This window comes from Methylomonas sp. 2BW1-5-20 (genome assembly GCF_052474515.1).
In genome coordinates this window covers 3337405-3352359 of sequence record NZ_CP184127.1, presented here as the reverse complement: position 1 = coordinate 3352359, position 14955 = coordinate 3337405, and the positions used below count along the sequence as shown (strand labels likewise).

At 51.6% G+C, this 14955-nt stretch carries 14 protein-coding genes; 8 read left to right on the top strand and 6 right to left on the bottom strand.

The features are described from left to right. The first annotated feature begins 7 nt into the window (after positions 1 to 7). Both ACH50O_RS15510 and argB read left to right on the top strand, forming a co-directional pair. Positions 8 to 2527, top strand: coding sequence for a phosphomannomutase/phosphoglucomutase (locus ACH50O_RS15510; RefSeq protein ID WP_446808667.1), 2520 nt, complete (start codon positions 8 to 10; stop codon positions 2525 to 2527). 12 nt (positions 2528 to 2539) lie between these two features. After that, positions 2540 to 3433 carry an acetylglutamate kinase gene (gene argB / locus ACH50O_RS15505; RefSeq protein WP_446812159.1) on the top strand — a complete coding sequence of 298 codons (894 nt, stop codon included), beginning with the start codon at positions 2540 to 2542 and terminating at the stop codon, positions 3431 to 3433. Here the strand turns inward: argB and ACH50O_RS15500 are convergent. The 4 genes from ACH50O_RS15500 to murJ form a co-directional block, all read right to left on the bottom strand. Continuing rightward, positions 3416 to 4384, bottom strand: a complete 969-nt coding sequence (locus ACH50O_RS15500) for a DUF4124 domain-containing protein (protein ID WP_446808666.1) — start codon at positions 4382 to 4384, stop codon at positions 3416 to 3418. The two genes, argB and ACH50O_RS15500, sit on opposite strands and share 18 nt — an antisense overlap. 50 nt (positions 4385 to 4434) lie before the next feature. Continuing rightward, positions 4435 to 5010: a YggT family protein gene (locus ACH50O_RS15495; protein WP_446808665.1), complete on the bottom strand. Its 576-nt coding sequence runs from the start codon at positions 5008 to 5010 to the stop codon at positions 4435 to 4437. Further along, positions 5010 to 5837 (bottom strand): pyrroline-5-carboxylate reductase, encoded by an 828-nt coding sequence (gene proC / locus ACH50O_RS15490; RefSeq protein ID WP_446808664.1) that lies wholly within the window; start codon positions 5835 to 5837, stop codon positions 5010 to 5012. The genes ACH50O_RS15495 and proC overlap by 1 nt, the downstream gene beginning before the upstream one ends. A gap of 85 nt (positions 5838 to 5922) precedes the next feature. Further along, the gene (murJ, locus tag ACH50O_RS15485; protein ID WP_446808663.1) at positions 5923 to 7470 is read right to left on the bottom strand and encodes a murein biosynthesis integral membrane protein MurJ; all 1548 of its coding nucleotides are present in this window, start codon (positions 7468 to 7470) and stop codon (positions 5923 to 5925) included. A gap of 102 nt (positions 7471 to 7572) precedes the next feature. Between murJ and rpsT the strand changes: the two genes are divergently transcribed. The 3 genes from rpsT (at position 7573) to ACH50O_RS15470 (ending at position 9516) form a co-directional block, all read left to right on the top strand. After that, positions 7573 to 7836 carry a 30S ribosomal protein S20 gene (gene rpsT / locus ACH50O_RS15480; protein ID WP_020483383.1) on the top strand — a complete coding sequence of 88 codons (264 nt, stop codon included), beginning with the start codon at positions 7573 to 7575 and terminating at the stop codon, positions 7834 to 7836. A 223-nt stretch (positions 7837 to 8059) separates the two neighbouring features. Continuing rightward, positions 8060 to 9076, top strand: a complete 1017-nt coding sequence (locus ACH50O_RS15475; protein ID WP_446808662.1) for a Gfo/Idh/MocA family protein — start codon at positions 8060 to 8062, stop codon at positions 9074 to 9076. Positions 9077 to 9099: 23 nt separating this feature from the next. Next, positions 9100 to 9516: an ankyrin repeat domain-containing protein gene (locus tag ACH50O_RS15470; protein WP_446808661.1), complete on the top strand. Its 417-nt coding sequence runs from the start codon at positions 9100 to 9102 to the stop codon at positions 9514 to 9516. Positions 9517 to 9566: 50 nt separating this feature from the next. Here the strand turns inward: ACH50O_RS15470 and clpB are convergent, their stop codons facing one another. Continuing rightward, positions 9567 to 12140: an ATP-dependent chaperone ClpB gene (clpB, locus tag ACH50O_RS15465; protein WP_446808660.1), complete on the bottom strand. Its 2574-nt coding sequence runs from the start codon at positions 12138 to 12140 to the stop codon at positions 9567 to 9569. Between the two features lie 292 nt (positions 12141 to 12432). Between clpB and ACH50O_RS15460 the strand changes: the two genes are divergently transcribed. The 3 genes from ACH50O_RS15460 (at position 12433) to ACH50O_RS15450 (ending at position 14064) form a co-directional block, all read left to right on the top strand. Next, on the top strand, positions 12433 to 12636 hold the full coding sequence (locus tag ACH50O_RS15460; RefSeq protein ID WP_020483379.1) for a cold-shock protein: 204 nt from the start codon (positions 12433 to 12435) through the stop codon (positions 12634 to 12636). Between the two features lie 137 nt (positions 12637 to 12773). After that, positions 12774 to 13697, top strand: a complete 924-nt coding sequence (locus ACH50O_RS15455; protein WP_446808659.1) for a hypothetical protein — start codon at positions 12774 to 12776, stop codon at positions 13695 to 13697. 112 nt (positions 13698 to 13809) lie between these two features. Then, a complete protein-coding gene (locus ACH50O_RS15450; protein ID WP_446808658.1) occupies positions 13810 to 14064 on the top strand; it encodes a hypothetical protein in 255 nt (84 codons plus the stop codon). On the opposite strand, the gene ACH50O_RS15445 is transcribed toward ACH50O_RS15450, so the two are convergent. Then, entirely contained in the window at positions 14061 to 14912 is an 852-nt protein-coding gene (locus tag ACH50O_RS15445; protein WP_446808657.1) for a radical SAM protein, read from the bottom strand. The two genes, ACH50O_RS15450 and ACH50O_RS15445, sit on opposite strands and share 4 nt — an antisense overlap. Positions 14913 to 14955: the final 43 nt, after the last annotated feature.

Sequence of the window (14955 nt, the reverse complement as noted above, 5' to 3'; positions counted from 1 at the left end):
GCGACGCATGGGACGCATATTTAGCATAATCGCCGGAATTGCGGCGTTGATGGTGTTATTGGCCGGCGGCGGCGCGTATTGGTTTTCGGCGGCCCAGGTCAGCGACACCCGGCAAACAAGCACCACGGCAATAGCCAGCGGCATGGCAGTGAGTATTGCCAGCCAGATCGATACTTTGCAGCGGGTGATCGACGGTCTGGCAATGCAGCCGGATGTAATTGCGGCGTTGAGCACCGATAACCGTAACAAAGCGGAATTGGATGCGGTGGCGGGGCGATTGCAAAATGCGCTTCCGCAGTCGATGCGCGTACGCCTGCTGCCGGCCGCGGTCAGCGAGCCCGATTTAACCGATACGCCGAATATGGGGTTTGCCGATCTGGAAATGGTGCGGGCAACGCTGACAGCCAAACAAAAACCGTTTGTGCAGGGCGAGGGCGAACACAGACATTTGGCGATGACGGCTGCCGTCAGTCAAAATCAGCAAGTGATTGGGGTTATTTTGGTCAGTCTAAAGCCGGATTTGTTGCAGCAGTTGATCGCAAAAACCAATTTCGGCGACGGCTATGTCGAAATTAAACAAGAACAGGCAATTTTGGCGACTGCCGGTAATCCGGCCGTTAAACTGGACGATCCGCAAGCGGTGCCTCTGACCAACAGCCGTTGGCGGATCGACTTGTGGATAGGCGGTGGTGGCAGTGTCGGCGACCTGGTGCTATTTGCTTGTATCATTTTGATTCCGGCCTTGCTGGCCTGTCTGGCGTTTTTTATCGGATATCGAAAACTCGCGGATTATCTGCATCACGATCAGAGCAGTATTCTAAAAGCAGCCAAGGATATGATGACCGGCAAGCAAGTGGGTCATTATCCGGTACAACTTGACGAAATGCGGCCGATTATTTCTACGTTGGCGCAGTTCAAACGCATCCTGGAACAAGAGAAAAGTCCGGGCAAAGCGCCCGAGGAATTGGGCGAATATGATTTTTTCGACGAGTCTTTCGATATCGATTTTATCGAAGAGTCGCCTAAAGCCGCGGAACAATACGCCAGCGTACCGGTGAGTTTGGCGACGGCGCCTATCAGCATGGCCGAACAGATGCCGCTCGCCGCGACGACTCCCGCTGCGTCCGCGCTTACATTGGCACCGGCGAGCGAGGGGTTTGCCGATATCTTCCGCTCTTACGATATTCGGGGCATCGTCGGTCGCGGCTTGACTACGGAAACGGTGCGAAATATCGGCCAGGCTTTAGGCAGCGAGGCCAGACAGCTGAATATCAAGACTATCGTCATGGGTAGGGACGGGCGCCTCTCCAGCCCGGGTCTGTCGGACGCGCTGGCAACAGGCATTACCGAAGCCGGTTGCGACGTGTTGAATATAGGCTTGGTGCCAACGCCGCTGCTGTATTTTGTCACGCAGCACAGCGAAGGCAGGAGCGGTGTGATGATAACCGGTAGTCACAACCCGGCGGACTATAACGGCCTAAAACTGGTGTTGAACGGCGAAACCTTATCCGGCGATAAGATTCAGCAATTAAGAAAACGCATCGAAGCTGGCGACTTTAGCGAAGGCACGCCCGGGTCGGTCGAGCTGAACAGCCTATTCAGCAACGAATATATCGGCATGATTTCCGACGATGTGCATTTGGTAAGGCCGATGAAAGTGGCTGTCGATTGCGGTAATGGTGCGGCCGGACAACTAGCGCCGATTCTGTTGCGCACCATGGGCTGCGAGGTGATCGAGTTGTATTGTGAAATCGACGGCAATTTCCCCAATCATCATCCCGACCCAAGTAAACCGGAAAATCTGGCCGATTTAATCAAAACGGTCAAGCAATACGACGCAGACATCGGTGTGGCATTCGACGGCGACGGCGACCGGATTGGCGTGGTCGATTCCGGCGGCAAAATCATTTGGCCGGACCGGCAAATGATGCTGTATTCCCGCGATGTGCTAGCCAACAAGCCGGGCGCGGAAATTATTTACGATGTGAAATGTTCCAGGCATTTACACGATCAAATCGTCAAGCGCGGCGGACGGCCGTTGATGTGGAAAAGTGGGCATTCCCTCATGAAAGCCAAGCTAAAAGAAACCGCGGCGGCATTGGCGGGTGAGATGAGCGGGCATATCTTCTTCAATGATCGCTGGTTCGGATTCGACGACGCCCTGTATGCTGCGGCGCGGCTAATCGAAATTTTATCCGGCGATATGCGTAGCAGTAGCGACGTGTTTGCCGATCTGCCGGATAGTATCAATACGCCGGAGTTGCATGTGCCGATGGCCGAAGGCGAGGGCGTGCGTTTTGTGGAGCAGCTATTTAGTCAAGCCAAATTTAAAGACGGCAAGATTATCAATATCGACGGCATGCGCGTCGAATTTACCGATGGCTGGGGTTTGGTCAGAGCTTCCAATACCACGCCGGTGTTGACGGTGCGCTTTGAAGCGGATAGCCAGGACGCCATGCAGCGGATACAAGCTCAATTCAGGCAGCTAATGCTGCAAATCAAACCCGATATCAAACTACCTTTTTAATTGTTAGCGATGATGAAAGAAAAAACCGCGCATCAGATTGCCCACGTTCTTATCGAGGCCTTGCCTTATATCCAAAAATTCAAGGGCAAAACCGTTGTCATCAAATTCGGCGGCAATGCGATGGTCGATGAGGCCTTGAAACATAGTTTTGCCCGTGACATTGTTCTGATGAAGCTGGTAGGTATCAATCCCATCGTGGTGCATGGCGGCGGTCCGCAAATTGGCGACTTGTTGAAACGTCTGGGTAAAACCTCGGAGTTTATCGACGGCATGCGCGTCACCGACAGCGAAACCATGGATGTGGTGGAAATGGTGCTGGGCGGTCTGGTGAATAAAGAGATTGTGAATATGATCAATATGCAGGGCGGGAAGGCCGTAGGCTTGACCGGTAAGGACGGTAATTTCATCCATGCGCGTAAAATCAACATGACCAAGGCCGGGCCGACGCTGGATGATGCGCCGGAAATCATTGATCTGGGGCATGTTGGAGAAGTCAGCAGTATCGATCCTGCGGTGGTGGAAATGCTGGGTAATAGCGATTTTATTCCGGTGATAGCGCCGATTGGCGTGGGTAAGGACGGACATTCTTACAACATCAATGCCGATCTGGTGGCCGGTAAAGTTGCGGAAGTATTAAAAGCCGAAAAACTGATGTTGTTGACTAATATCCCCGGCATTATGGACAAGCAGGGCAATTTGTTGACCGGCCTGACACTGACCGATATAGATAATCTCATTGCTGACGGCACAATTTCCGGAGGAATGATTCCGAAAACCCGTTGCGGGACCGATGCGTTGAAAGGCGGTGTGAACAGCGTGCATATCATCGACGGGCGAGTCGATCACGCGGTGCTGTTGGAGCTGTTTACCGATCAGGGTGTCGGTACTTTATTGTTGCGCCGCTAAACTGGATTGAATGAAGGGGGCAAAGGCTTGGCGAATGCTCTGCGCCTTGGGGCCCGCGCACAATTCATTGCCTATGCTGGATTGACGGCAGCGGATATCCAGAAATATCTGTTGACTGTTGTTGCGCTCCAGCAGCGACACCGACAGGCTTAAGTCGTCGTCTTTCTGCGGCGCGGCACGCATGATCAGCTTTTCGCTTTCCACGTCTTGGCCGGTAGTAGAGTTTGTGGCGACAAACTCTCCGGCAATTTTCCAGGCCTTTTCGCATTGCGCGGCGTCCTGACAAACAAACAGCCCGAGGTCGTTGCTGGCATTGCTGGCGGCTAAAGTGTCGCCATTAACGGGTTTGCCGTCGCTGTTGGATTGGGTCAGGAATTGAAAGCGGGCGATGTCGGCTTTGAATTCTTTCTCGCTGTTCTGTTTGTCTTGCTGATGATGTATCAGTTCTTGTTTGCCGGATTCTATTTGTTGTTTGCTGGCGGCAATATCGGCCAATAGCTTGGGCGGGATCTTAGTCCCGTTGCGTTCAAGATTGGCGGCTTGCTGCTGTTGCTGTTGCAATTGCTGTTCAAAGCGTTCGATATTGCCTTCAATCACTTTTCGTCCGGCATCGAAGGATGCCATTTTGTTACTCAGCGCCTTATTCATATCGTCAATGCTGCGAAAGGTACTTAACAGTACTTTATCGTTGGCGTTTTGTTTGGCGATAATTTTTTCCTGTTCCTTGCGTAGCGCATCCAAACGTTTTTGTTGGGCAAGTTGCTCGGCGGTTTTGGCTTTCTCCAGCACGTCGAGTACGCGGGCTTTCTCGCTTAAGGTTTCCCGTTTATGTTGTACCTGATCGGGTGGGACTTGGTCGGAAAAATAGACGTTGCCGTTCTCGTCCACCCAGCGGTACATTTTTTTCGCAAACGCCTCTTCTCCCGTTGCTAACAGCAGGGCTAGAGCCATAATTAGCGTTCTTTTGGCGGCGGCGTGGGGCATGGCGAGACCGGTTGCGTTTAGCCCAGCAGGCTGACCAGTTGATGCAATGGCGGCAAGATCATCATTTTTGCCAATTGCAGCAACACCAGCGCCAGCAATGGCGACAAATCGATGCCGCCCAGGTCCGGCAGCACTTTACGACAAATATTTAATAGCGGATCGGTCAAGCTGTACAAAATCGACGAGGCCGAACCGTAACTGCCAGGCGCAAACCAGCTAAGGATGGCGCCGGCAAAAATGGCATAGACAAAAATATCAATCAGCATCTTTAGCAAGTCGGTAAACGACAATAGCGTCAACGCGACAAAGCTGACTGATAGTCCTTTGATCGCCAGTATCGAAAAGTTAGCGGCCATTTGCAGCAGCAATGCCAGTACCAAGGAAGAGCTGTCTATCCGGCCGATGGATGGAATAAAACGACGCATGATCCGCAGCGGCGGATGGGTGATTTTGACCAGAAACTGCGATACCGGGTTATAGAAATCGGCCTGGGTCCATTGCAACAAAAAGCGCAAGGCTACCGCCAAAATATACAACGAAAACAGGGTGTCGATCAGGAACACTATCGGGTCGGTCATGTAATTGCTGCCCATTAGTCGGCTCCCAGCTGTTTTGACATTTCAATCGACCGATCTCTGGCGGCATGTAAGGCTTTGGCAACCAGTTCGACGAAACCGTTTTGCACAAACGTTTCGATGGCTTGTTGAGTGGTGCCGCCAGGCGAGGTGACTCTGGCGCGCAATTGGGCGGGCGATTCGGAGGATTCCAATGCAATTTTGGCGGCACCCAGTGCGGTTTGCTGAATCAGCAGTCTTGCGGAATGCTCGTTCAGACCCAATTCCAAGGCGGCTTTTTCCATCGCCTCCATCAACAGAAAAAAATAAGCAGGTCCGCTACCGGAGACGGCCGTCACGGCGTCGAGTTGGCTTTCGTCGTTTACCCATAGCGCCAAACCGACTGCACGCAGGATATTTTCGGCCAGATCTTTTTGTTCGTCGTCCACATTGGCATTGGCATGCAGGGCCGTTGCGCCGGTCTGTACCAGTGCGGGTGTATTCGGCATGCAACGCACGATGGCGACCTCGCCGCCAAGCCATTGCGACAGGCTTTGTTGAGAAATGCCGGCGGCAATCGATACCACCAGTATATTTTTTTGTTTCAGGCTGGGGGCGATTTGCAAAGCAACGTCACGCAGTATTTGCGGTTTAACCGCCAGCACCACCACTTCCGTTTCGTTAATTACCGTCTCATTGCTGGCGGTAGTATTTACATGCAGTTGATCGGCATGAGCCTGCAAAGTGGTTGGTGCTGTATCCGACACCCAGATCTGCTGCGGCGAATGACCGCTGGCAATCAAGCCGCTGATTAGACTGGTCGCCATATTGCCGCCACCAATAAAACCGATTGTTTTTGTTTTCATAGCTTACTGATTATTATGTTGAATCGTTACGGAAACCGCTGTGTGCGGTGCATTCTACATGACAATGGTGGCGCCGCAGAGAATCTCAAGTCGTTACGGATTTTTGCAAGCCGATATGCCGGGGCCGGATGCCCAACAATACTAACGCCGAACTATAAATCAAGATTGCCAAGCCAATTGTCATTCCCAGGTGCAAGCCGCGTTGCGAGGCGCTCCAATCCAGCCAAAGCGTGACATCGACAAAATAATACAAAAACGCCGACATAATTGCGTTGGCCAGCACAATCCGCACAATGTATGGAAACCATTCCCGGCAAGGTTGGTAAATCCGGCTTTTTAACAACGAAAACAGCAATAATAATGCGTTTAGATAGGCCGACAGGCTGGTTGCCAATGCGATGCCGGCATGAGCTAAGGGTATTACCAGAATTAGAGCCAATACGATGTTAGCTAGTATTGAATACATGCCGAAGCGCACTGGCGTTTCGGTGTTCTGGCGCGCCGTAAATCCAGGCACCAATACCTTTATCAGCATAAATGCCAATAAACCCAAAGCGTATGCCATCAGGCTTTTGCCGGCCATTCTGACATCTTCGCTGCCGAATTCATTGTATTGAAATAAGGTCGATAATAAGGGTTCGGCGAGCAGCGTCAGGCCCAGCGTGGCCGGCAAGCCGATTAACAGAACCAATTTCAAACCCCAGTCCAGCGCTTTGGAAAACGCCTGGGGGGCATCGGCGGCATGATTTTCCGATAATCTCGGTAAAATTACAGTCGCTAGCGCAACCCCCAAAATACCGAGCGGAAACTCCACCAGTCTGTCCGAGTAATACAGCCAGGAAACGCTGCCCGTGGTCAAGAACGAGGCTACCAGCGTGCCAAACAGCAAGTTAACTTGCACCACCGATACCCCAAAAATGGCAGGCAACATCAGTTTTAACATTCGCTTTACTGCAGGATCACGGTACCCCCAGCGCGGTCGTGGCAGCAGACTGAGCCGCAGTAAAGCCGGAATCTGAAACAGCAGTTGCACTACGCCGGCGCCAAATACACTCCAGGCCAAAGCCATGATCGGTTCCGCCATGAGCGGTGAAAGCCAGATAGCAGCACCTATCATGCAAATGTTCAGAATAACCGGCGTTAGGGCTGGAATCGCAAATTTGCCGCGGGCATTCAAAATCGCGCCGGCAAATGCCACCAACGTAACAAAGAATAAATAAGGGAAGGTGATGCGGAGCATTTGCACGGCTAGTTCGTACTGGCCGCTTTCCCACAAAAATCCCGGTGCGAACAGCATAATCAGTAGCGGTGCGGCAACTACTCCCGCCAGCGTAATCAGCATCAACAGGACGGCTAATGTGCCTGCTGTACGGTCGATAAATAGTTGTAGAGCCTCGCGACTGCCGTTTTCGTTATAATCCGACAGAACCGGGACGAAAGCTTGGGCGAACGCGCCTTCCATGAACAAGCGGCGCAGAAAATTTGGGATTCGAAAAGCCACGAAAAACGCATCGGTCGCTGCGTTCACGCCGAAAATATTCGCAAACAACATGTCCCGCACAAACCCCATGACCCGCGAAATCATGGTCATACTGCTAACTATTGCGGTGGATTTAAACAGCTGCTTGCTCACTGCAGGCCTCGGATTGAGTTTGGAAACACTAAAAATTTGACAATCATAGCATCCAAAATGATAATACGCGGTTCCAGATTAACTCAAAAGAACTGATAGACTATGGCTAATTCACCACAAGCTAGAAAAAGAGCGCGTCAGGCTGAGAAAAGCCGTATTCGCAATGCCGGACAGCGCAGCAACTTACGCACTTTCGTTAAAAAAGTGATCGCCGCTGTTAGAGCAGGCGATAAAGAGCAAGCTCAAGCCGCGTTTAAAACTGCTGTTCCCGTGATCGATTCGGCTGTTAACAAAGGCCTGATCCACAAAAATAAAGCCGCTCGCAGCAAAAGCAGACTTAACGACAGATTGCGCGCGATGGCTTGATCTCGACGCGAAGTCGATAGATCAACAAGGCCTATGCAACAGATGTTGCTTGGGCCTTTTTTATGCGCGGCGTTTTTATATGGCGCAGCTGCTCCATGGCTTCCAGGCTTACTGTTAGTTAGAGATTGTGGGTGCTCGCTACATTTTTTAGGTTACGGTGCTTGCGGCGCGCGGACAAGCTGCTAATCTGATAGCTCTCAGCTCATCAGTCTAAGGTACTGTCATGAATAACCAAGACCAAGCCAAACTGCGTTGGGGCATTCTCGGTGCTGCCCGTATCAACGAGCGCCTGTTGCCGGCGATAGTCGACGCTTCCAACGCGCAGCTGGTCGGCATAGCCAGCCGCCGCCCAGGTGCAGCAGCACAGACGCTCACGCAATATGCTCCCTGCCATCCAGAAATACCAAGTTACGATAATTTGGATGCCCTGCTAAATGACGAAGACGTGCAAGCTATCTATTTGCCGATGGCGAATCACGAGCATGCGGAATGGACTTTGCGTGCCATCGAACACCGTAAGCATGTGCTTTGCGAAAAGCCGATGGCCTTGACGGTGGAGGACATCGACGCGATCGAAACCGCCGCGCGCCGTTACCGGGTGACTGTGATGGAAGGTTTTATGTACCGATTCCATCCGCAGCATGCTCGTGTATTGGAGTTGATCCGGTCAGGCTTGATCGGCGAAATCCGCTCGGTGCGCGCCAGTTACTCGTTCATGATGCGTCCCGCCCGGATGTATCGACTGGCCGAGGATGTCTCGCGCGGCGGCGGGGCGATGTGGGATATTGGTTGCTATGCGATTCACTCATTACGCATGTTCTTCCAACAAGCGCCGCGTACCGTCACCGCCTTATCCAAATATGTCGAAAGCGGAGCTGATATTACCACGAGCGGTATTCTGGATTTCGGCGACGGAAAGTTCGCGCATTTCGATTTCAGTTTCGAACGCGCCCGGCGTTGCGAATACGAAATTATAGGCACCCAAGGTGGGATCAAATGCCACGTGGTTTGGCAGTTGCCTGGGGATGTGCCGGTAATCTCTTGGTGGACCGAAGATGGGCGGCAGTCGGAAGAACGTTTGCCTGTCGCAAATCATTTTCGTCTGGAAATAGAGCATTTCAGCGATTGCGTATTAAACGGCAAGGATCCGCAGTTGTCGTTCAACGACGCTCGCGACAATTGCCGGACCATCGTTGCCGCGCTGCAGTCAGCGGCAGAGGGGCGGGTAATCAAAATATGATTCAGGGAAACGAGAGTGACGGTATGACTTACAGCCGTGAGAGGCGCGAGCCGCCGTGTGCGAGCCGCGTAGGCGTTCCGGCCGCTTTATTGCTGCTTTTGTTTGGCTTGTTGCAGTCAGATGTATTGCTTGCGACTGATGTCGTGATAGCGCGAAAAGATTTACAGCAAATGGGGGTCGAATACACAGAGTTCCAATTTGCTACGTCAGCCGGCTCGGGGGACGCGGTTGCGGTAAAGCTGTTTCTCGACGCCGGCATGGATGTAAATGCCGGAGGCGGAGCGGCGCTGGGATTGGCGGCTGGCAGGGGGCAGTTGGAAATGGTCAAGCTGTTACTGGCTAACGGCGCCAAGCCAACAGCCAATGCGTTGCAGTTTGCCCGAACGCGAGGGCATAAGGAAATTGAGGATGTTTTGGTACAGGCGGGGGCGAAAGAGTAGATGTCATAGGCCGAGCTAAACCTTGGGCTAGCCCGGCTCTCTGAGCTCGTTTATTTGCTAAAAGTCAGTCCATCGTTAGCGACATCGATTTTAATCACATCTCCCGGCATAAAGTGGCCTGACAAAATTTCATTCGCCAGCGGATTTTCCAGTTGCCGTTGTATTGCCCGTTTCAAAGGCCGCGCACCATAGACGGGGTCAAAGCCGGCTTCGCCTAGTAAATCCAACGCCGTTTCGCTGACTTCGAAGCCGATATCTTTTTCCTGCAAACGCCGGCGCAACAATTCGATCTGAATTTTGCAGATTGCCCGGATTTGACCTTGGCCGAGCGGATGGAAGACCACGGCCTCGTCGACCCGATTGATGAACTCGGGGCGGAAATGTTGACCGACAATTTCCATCACCGCATCCTTCATTTCGACGTAATTACTCTCGCCCGCCAGTTCCTGGATCACGCTGGAGCCCAGGTTGGAGGTCATCACCACCACGGTGTTTTTGAAGTCCACGGTACGGCCCTGGCCATCGGTCAAACGGCCATCGTCCAATACCTGCAACAACACGTTAAAGACGTCATTATGGGCTTTCTCGATTTCATCCAGCAAAATTACCGAGTAGGGTTTGCGCCGCACCGCTTCGGTTAAATAACCGCCTTCTTCGTAGCCGACATAGCCCGGAGGTGCGCCGATCAAACGGGCAACCGAATGCTTCTCCATGAATTCCGACATGTCAATGCGCACCATCGCTTCTTCGGTATCGAACATGAATTCGGCCAGGGCTTTGCAAAGTTCGGTTTTACCGACACCGGTAGGGCCGAGAAACAGAAAGGAACCGTTGGGCCTATTCGGGTCGGACAAGCCAGCGCGGGAACGGCGAATTGCGTTACTGACGGCTTTCAGGGCTTCGGTTTGGCCGATTACCCGTTTGCCAAGTTCTTCTTCCATGCGCAGTAATTTCTCGCGCTCGCCTTCCATCATTTTGGAGACAGGGATGCCGGTCCATTTCGACACCACTTCGGCGATTTCTTCTTCCGTGACCTTGCTGCGTAGCAGGGTGGTTTCCTGCATTTCTGCTTGTGAAGCCAGATCCAGCTCTTTTTCCAGTTTGGGAATATCGCCGTATTGTAGCTCGGACATGCGGGCGTAATCTTGGCCGCGGCGGGCTGCTTCCAATTCCAGGCGTGCGTGTTCCAGGCGTTCCTTGATCGTCGCCGTGCCTTGCAATGCGGCTTTTTCGGCCTTCCAGATTTCTTCCAGATCGGAATATTCTTTTTCCAGTTCAGCGATTTCCACTTGCAGGATTTCCAGGCGTTTTTTCGAGGCGGCATCGCTTTCGTTTTTCATGGCCTCGCGCTCGATTTTCAACTGAATCAAGCGTCTGTCGAGCTTATCCATCGATTCCGGTTTGGAGTCCATTTCCATTCGGATCCTGCTGGCGGCTTCATCGATCAAATCGATGGCTTTGTCCGGCAATTGCCGGTCGGATATGTAACGGTGAGACAGCATTGCGGCGGCAACGATGGCCGGATCGGTGATGTCGACACTGTGATGGATTTCGTAACGTTCCTTCAAGCCGCGCAAAATGGCGATGGTGTCTTCGACGCTGGGTTCGTCGACCAGCACCTTTTGAAAACGCCGTTCCAGCGCGGCGTCTTTTTCGATGTATTGCCGATATTCGTCCAGTGTCGTGGCGCCGACGCAATGCAGTTCGCCGCGCGCCAGTGCCGGTTTCAGCATATTGCCGGCATCCATGGCGCCTTCGGCCTTGCCGGCGCCGACCATAGTGTGCAATTCGTCAATGAACAGAATCACCTGGCCTTCCAGCTTGGCGACATCGTTTAATACGGCTTTCAAGCGCTCTTCGAATTCGCCGCGAAACTTGGCGCCGGCAATCAACGCGGCCATGTCCAGCGACAGCAATTGCTTGCCCTTGATACCCTCGGGCACTTCGCCGTTAACGATACGCTGCGCCAGGCCTTCCACAATCGCGGTTTTACCGACGCCGGGTTCGCCGATTAATACCGGGTTATTCTTGGTGCGGCGTTGCAGAACCTGAATGGTGCGGCGGATTTCGTCGTCGCGGCCGATCACCGGATCGAGCTTGCCTTGCTCGGCACGTTCGGTCAGGTTGATGGTGTATTTTTTCAGGGCCTGGCGTTGGTCTTCGGCGTTGGCGTCGTTCACATTTTGCCCGCCGCGCATATTTTCGATGGCTTTTTCGACAGCTGACGCTGTGACGCCGGCCTGTTTCAAAAGTTTTTGCAAGGCCCCGCCGGTCTCCAGCGCGGCTAATACAAATAGTTCGCTGGAGATAAAAGCATCTTTGCGTTTCTGCGCCAGTTTGTCGGTCAGATTTAGCATCCGCGACAGTTCATTGGAAATTTGCACATCGCCGCCGGCACCGGAGACGCTGGCCAAACGGTCTATTTCCTTGCTCAGTTCATTGCGCAACGCGTTGACTTGAATGCCGACCTGCATCAGTAAAGGCTTGATGCTGCCGCCTTCCTGGTCGATTAGTGCAAGCATCACGTGCAAAGGTTCGATGAATTGGTGGTCCTTACCCAATGCCATACTTTGCGCATCGCTGAGAGCTTGTTGAAATTTGCTGGTTAATTTATCCATTCGCATGCAGCGTACCTCTTTTGGAATATAAATTGTGTTGCCGCAGAGATGGGGAACTAAGTGCTGCTTTTCAAGCGATGACGGCCGGATAATTCCATTATTTTTGCAATGAAATTATGCTTGGTTGTAGGCTGCTTTCTTACGACATCGTCGGTAGCCTTGGTAAATGTTTCAAAGTACAATGTTCGCGCTCAGATAACAGATGTTGAGGGATTATGGTCATTGCTAGTCAGCAGGTCCGGTTATCAATATTGTCGGTCTGCGTAACCATTAGTTTTATTTTGTAGGAGTTTTAAAAATGGCAACAGGCACTGTAAAGTGGTTCAACAATACCAAAGGGTTTGGATTTATCGAGCCTTCCGAAGGCAAGGAAGATGTTTTCGTACATCACTCTGTTATTAAGGGCGAAGGTTTTAAAACCTTGTCGCCAGGCCAGTCGGTTCAATTCGATATCGAATCCGGTCCTAAAGGTTTAACGGCTGCGAACGTCCTGCCCAGATAAGCGCTAACGGTTACGGGTAAAAAGGCTCTTGCGTTGCAAGGGCCTTTTTTATGTCTGAAACAAAATGGATTTTTCGGTCGAGGACAATATAACCAAGCTATAATGCGGCTATCCCTTCCAAACCGGCGTAACTGATTATGGCACGCGAATTTTCATCTTTAAAACAAATGGATACCCCTGTCAAAGTGCTGTTTACCGGCTATCTGACTACCGTTGCGGTCGGATATTTGATGGCTTTGATCCAAATTCTGTTTACCCACGGTATGGCCGACGGCAAATTCGGCTTGTCGATAGACGATATCGTTTACAGTTATTACGGGAATCGTTCCGGTACGGTGCTGGAAACCAAGCTGAACGGCTCGATGAAGGAGAATGCCTCCGAGCAGGAACGTTTCGCGATTATTCAGTGGGTGCGCGACGGCGCCGATAAGGACGATTTTGTCGATGACGGCATCGAGAAAATCATTCAGGAACGGTGTGTGATGTGCCATAACAAGGATGCTTCGGTTCCGGATTTGAGCGATTTTAAAGTGTTGAAGGAGCTGACCAAGGAAGACGAAGGCGCCACCTTTAGTTCGCTGACGCGGGTTTCGCATATTCACCTATTCGGCATCAGCTTTATCTTTATGTTTGTCGGCTTGATTTTCAGTTTTTCGGAAACCAGTACCGTCAAGTACAAATGTATTGCTATCGGTATGCCTTACGTATTTTTGCTGGTGGATATTTTATCCTGGTGGTTGACGAAGCTGGATCCGGTATTCGCCTGGCTGGTGATTGTAGCGGGCGGCGGCATGGCTGTGTCATTTGCGTTTATGTGGACGGTGTCCGTTGCGGAAATGTGGCTGTTCGATAGTGTGTTTTTAGATGCGGACGGTCAGCCTAGGCCGCAGTGGAGTACGATAGTCGAAGCTAAATTTAAGCAGGTTGGCGGAGAAGCTGCAGCCAAAAAATTAGGCGAGTTATCAAAGCAAATCGGTATCTACGGTTGGACGAAATTTCAAAGCCAAGGTTTGCCGTTTTTGAAAGAGCTGTATTCGAAAATATTTAAGAAAGACAAATAGTTAAGCAAGTGTGACTAGGTAAGCAAAACGGTATCGGAAAGTTAAAGTTGTGTGCTTGGCAAGCCGATAACCTGAACGGTATGATGCAAACTCGATTTGCAGGAGGTATACCATGATTAGCAATGCACTCAATAGCGCAACCAGTCTGATCAGCCATGCTCAGCAAAAAGCCAACACAGCCGCTCAAACCATAGCGAATTTGCCGGTGCAGGCGCAGGAAGTAGGCGGTTCCAAGGACATCGGTTCCGCCGATTTGTTCAAGCCGGTGTTGAGTTTGAAAGAAGCTGAGCTGGAAGTGTCAGCTGGCGCTAAAATTATCAAGGCTCATGAAAAAATGTTGGGTTCGATTCTCGATGTTAAGGCCTAGTGGCTAACGCTGACATCATAGCCTAGCGCTTTGATGTCAGCGGCAAACGCATTCATCTCGTCAATATCCATTCTTTCCAGCTCGTCTGCTTCCGTTTGGAAAGATTGTCTGGCCACGCTGTAAAGCATGATTTCTTGCAGTTTAATCTTGTTAACCCGTAATTCCTGCAAAAGCGCTAAATAGGCCTGCTTTTCGCTGTCAGACCACGCTTGCCGATAATGCAGCATGCAGGTTTGTAATTTGGTCGGGCATAGGCTGGCGGCAATCTTTAGGTGTTCCAATAACTTTTGCTGACTTTGGCCGGTGTTGTTGATCAGTTTGCGGCCCTGTTCCGTCGCGCTGTCCAGCTTGAACCATAGTTCGCCATTATAGCTAGCTAATTCCGTCAAGCCTGCTTGCACTGTTAACTGGTGTATTAAGCTGCCATTACTGATCAAGACGAATTTGCTGGCCGGAAATACGCCTGATTCCGTGGCGATCTCGCCGATCAGATGCACGGCTTTATCGAAATCCATCAGGCTGGTCGGTTCGCCGTTGCCGGAAATGGCGATATCCTTGATAACGCGCTGGTCGATTTCTACGTTGAATTGCTCGAAAAAATCACCGTGCTGCACGTAATTCAGAAAGAAACGCAACTCTTGCTCCAGCAATGCAAAATCCATTTCCGGTGCGTTGCCGCGCTGTAAATCCGGTACTTGGCAATAAATGCAGCGCCAGTTGCAGGCATTGTTGGGATTGAAATTGACGCCTATCGACAAACCGCCCGCACGCCGGGAGATGACCGGGTAAACATATTTCAGGCCGGCAACGTTACGATTGTGATTGGTGGTGGTGAGTATCGGTTTCACTTTAGAGACGCCGCGCAAGCCGTAACCGGTTTACGCGGCAATG

Excerpts from the sequence above, each read along its gene's own strand:
- ACH50O_RS15460 (WP_020483379.1), top strand. The coding sequence starts at position 12,433 with ATGGCAACAGGCACTGTAAAGTGGTTCAACAATACCAAAGGGTTTGGA.
- rpsT (WP_020483383.1), top strand. The coding sequence starts at position 7,573 with ATGGCTAATTCACCACAAGCTAGAAAAAGAGCGCGTCAGGCTGAGAAA.
- proC (WP_446808664.1), bottom strand. The coding sequence starts at position 5,837 with ATGAAAACAAAAACAATCGGTTTTATTGGTGGCGGCAATATGGCGACC.
- argB (WP_446812159.1), top strand. The coding sequence starts at position 2,540 with ATGAAAGAAAAAACCGCGCATCAGATTGCCCACGTTCTTATCGAGGCC.
- ACH50O_RS15495 (WP_446808665.1), bottom strand. The coding sequence starts at position 5,010 with ATGGGCAGCAATTACATGACCGACCCGATAGTGTTCCTGATCGACACC.
- ACH50O_RS15500 (WP_446808666.1), bottom strand. The coding sequence starts at position 4,384 with ATGGCTCTAGCCCTGCTGTTAGCAACGGGAGAAGAGGCGTTTGCGAAA.
- ACH50O_RS15455 (WP_446808659.1), top strand. The coding sequence starts at position 12,774 with ATGGCACGCGAATTTTCATCTTTAAAACAAATGGATACCCCTGTCAAA.
- ACH50O_RS15470 (WP_446808661.1), top strand. The coding sequence starts at position 9,100 with ATGACTTACAGCCGTGAGAGGCGCGAGCCGCCGTGTGCGAGCCGCGTA.
- ACH50O_RS15475 (WP_446808662.1), top strand. The coding sequence starts at position 8,060 with ATGAATAACCAAGACCAAGCCAAACTGCGTTGGGGCATTCTCGGTGCT.
- clpB (WP_446808660.1), bottom strand. The coding sequence starts at position 12,140 with ATGCGAATGGATAAATTAACCAGCAAATTTCAACAAGCTCTCAGCGAT.
- ACH50O_RS15510 (WP_446808667.1), top strand. The coding sequence starts at position 8 with ATGGGACGCATATTTAGCATAATCGCCGGAATTGCGGCGTTGATGGTG.
- ACH50O_RS15450 (WP_446808658.1), top strand. The coding sequence starts at position 13,810 with ATGATTAGCAATGCACTCAATAGCGCAACCAGTCTGATCAGCCATGCT.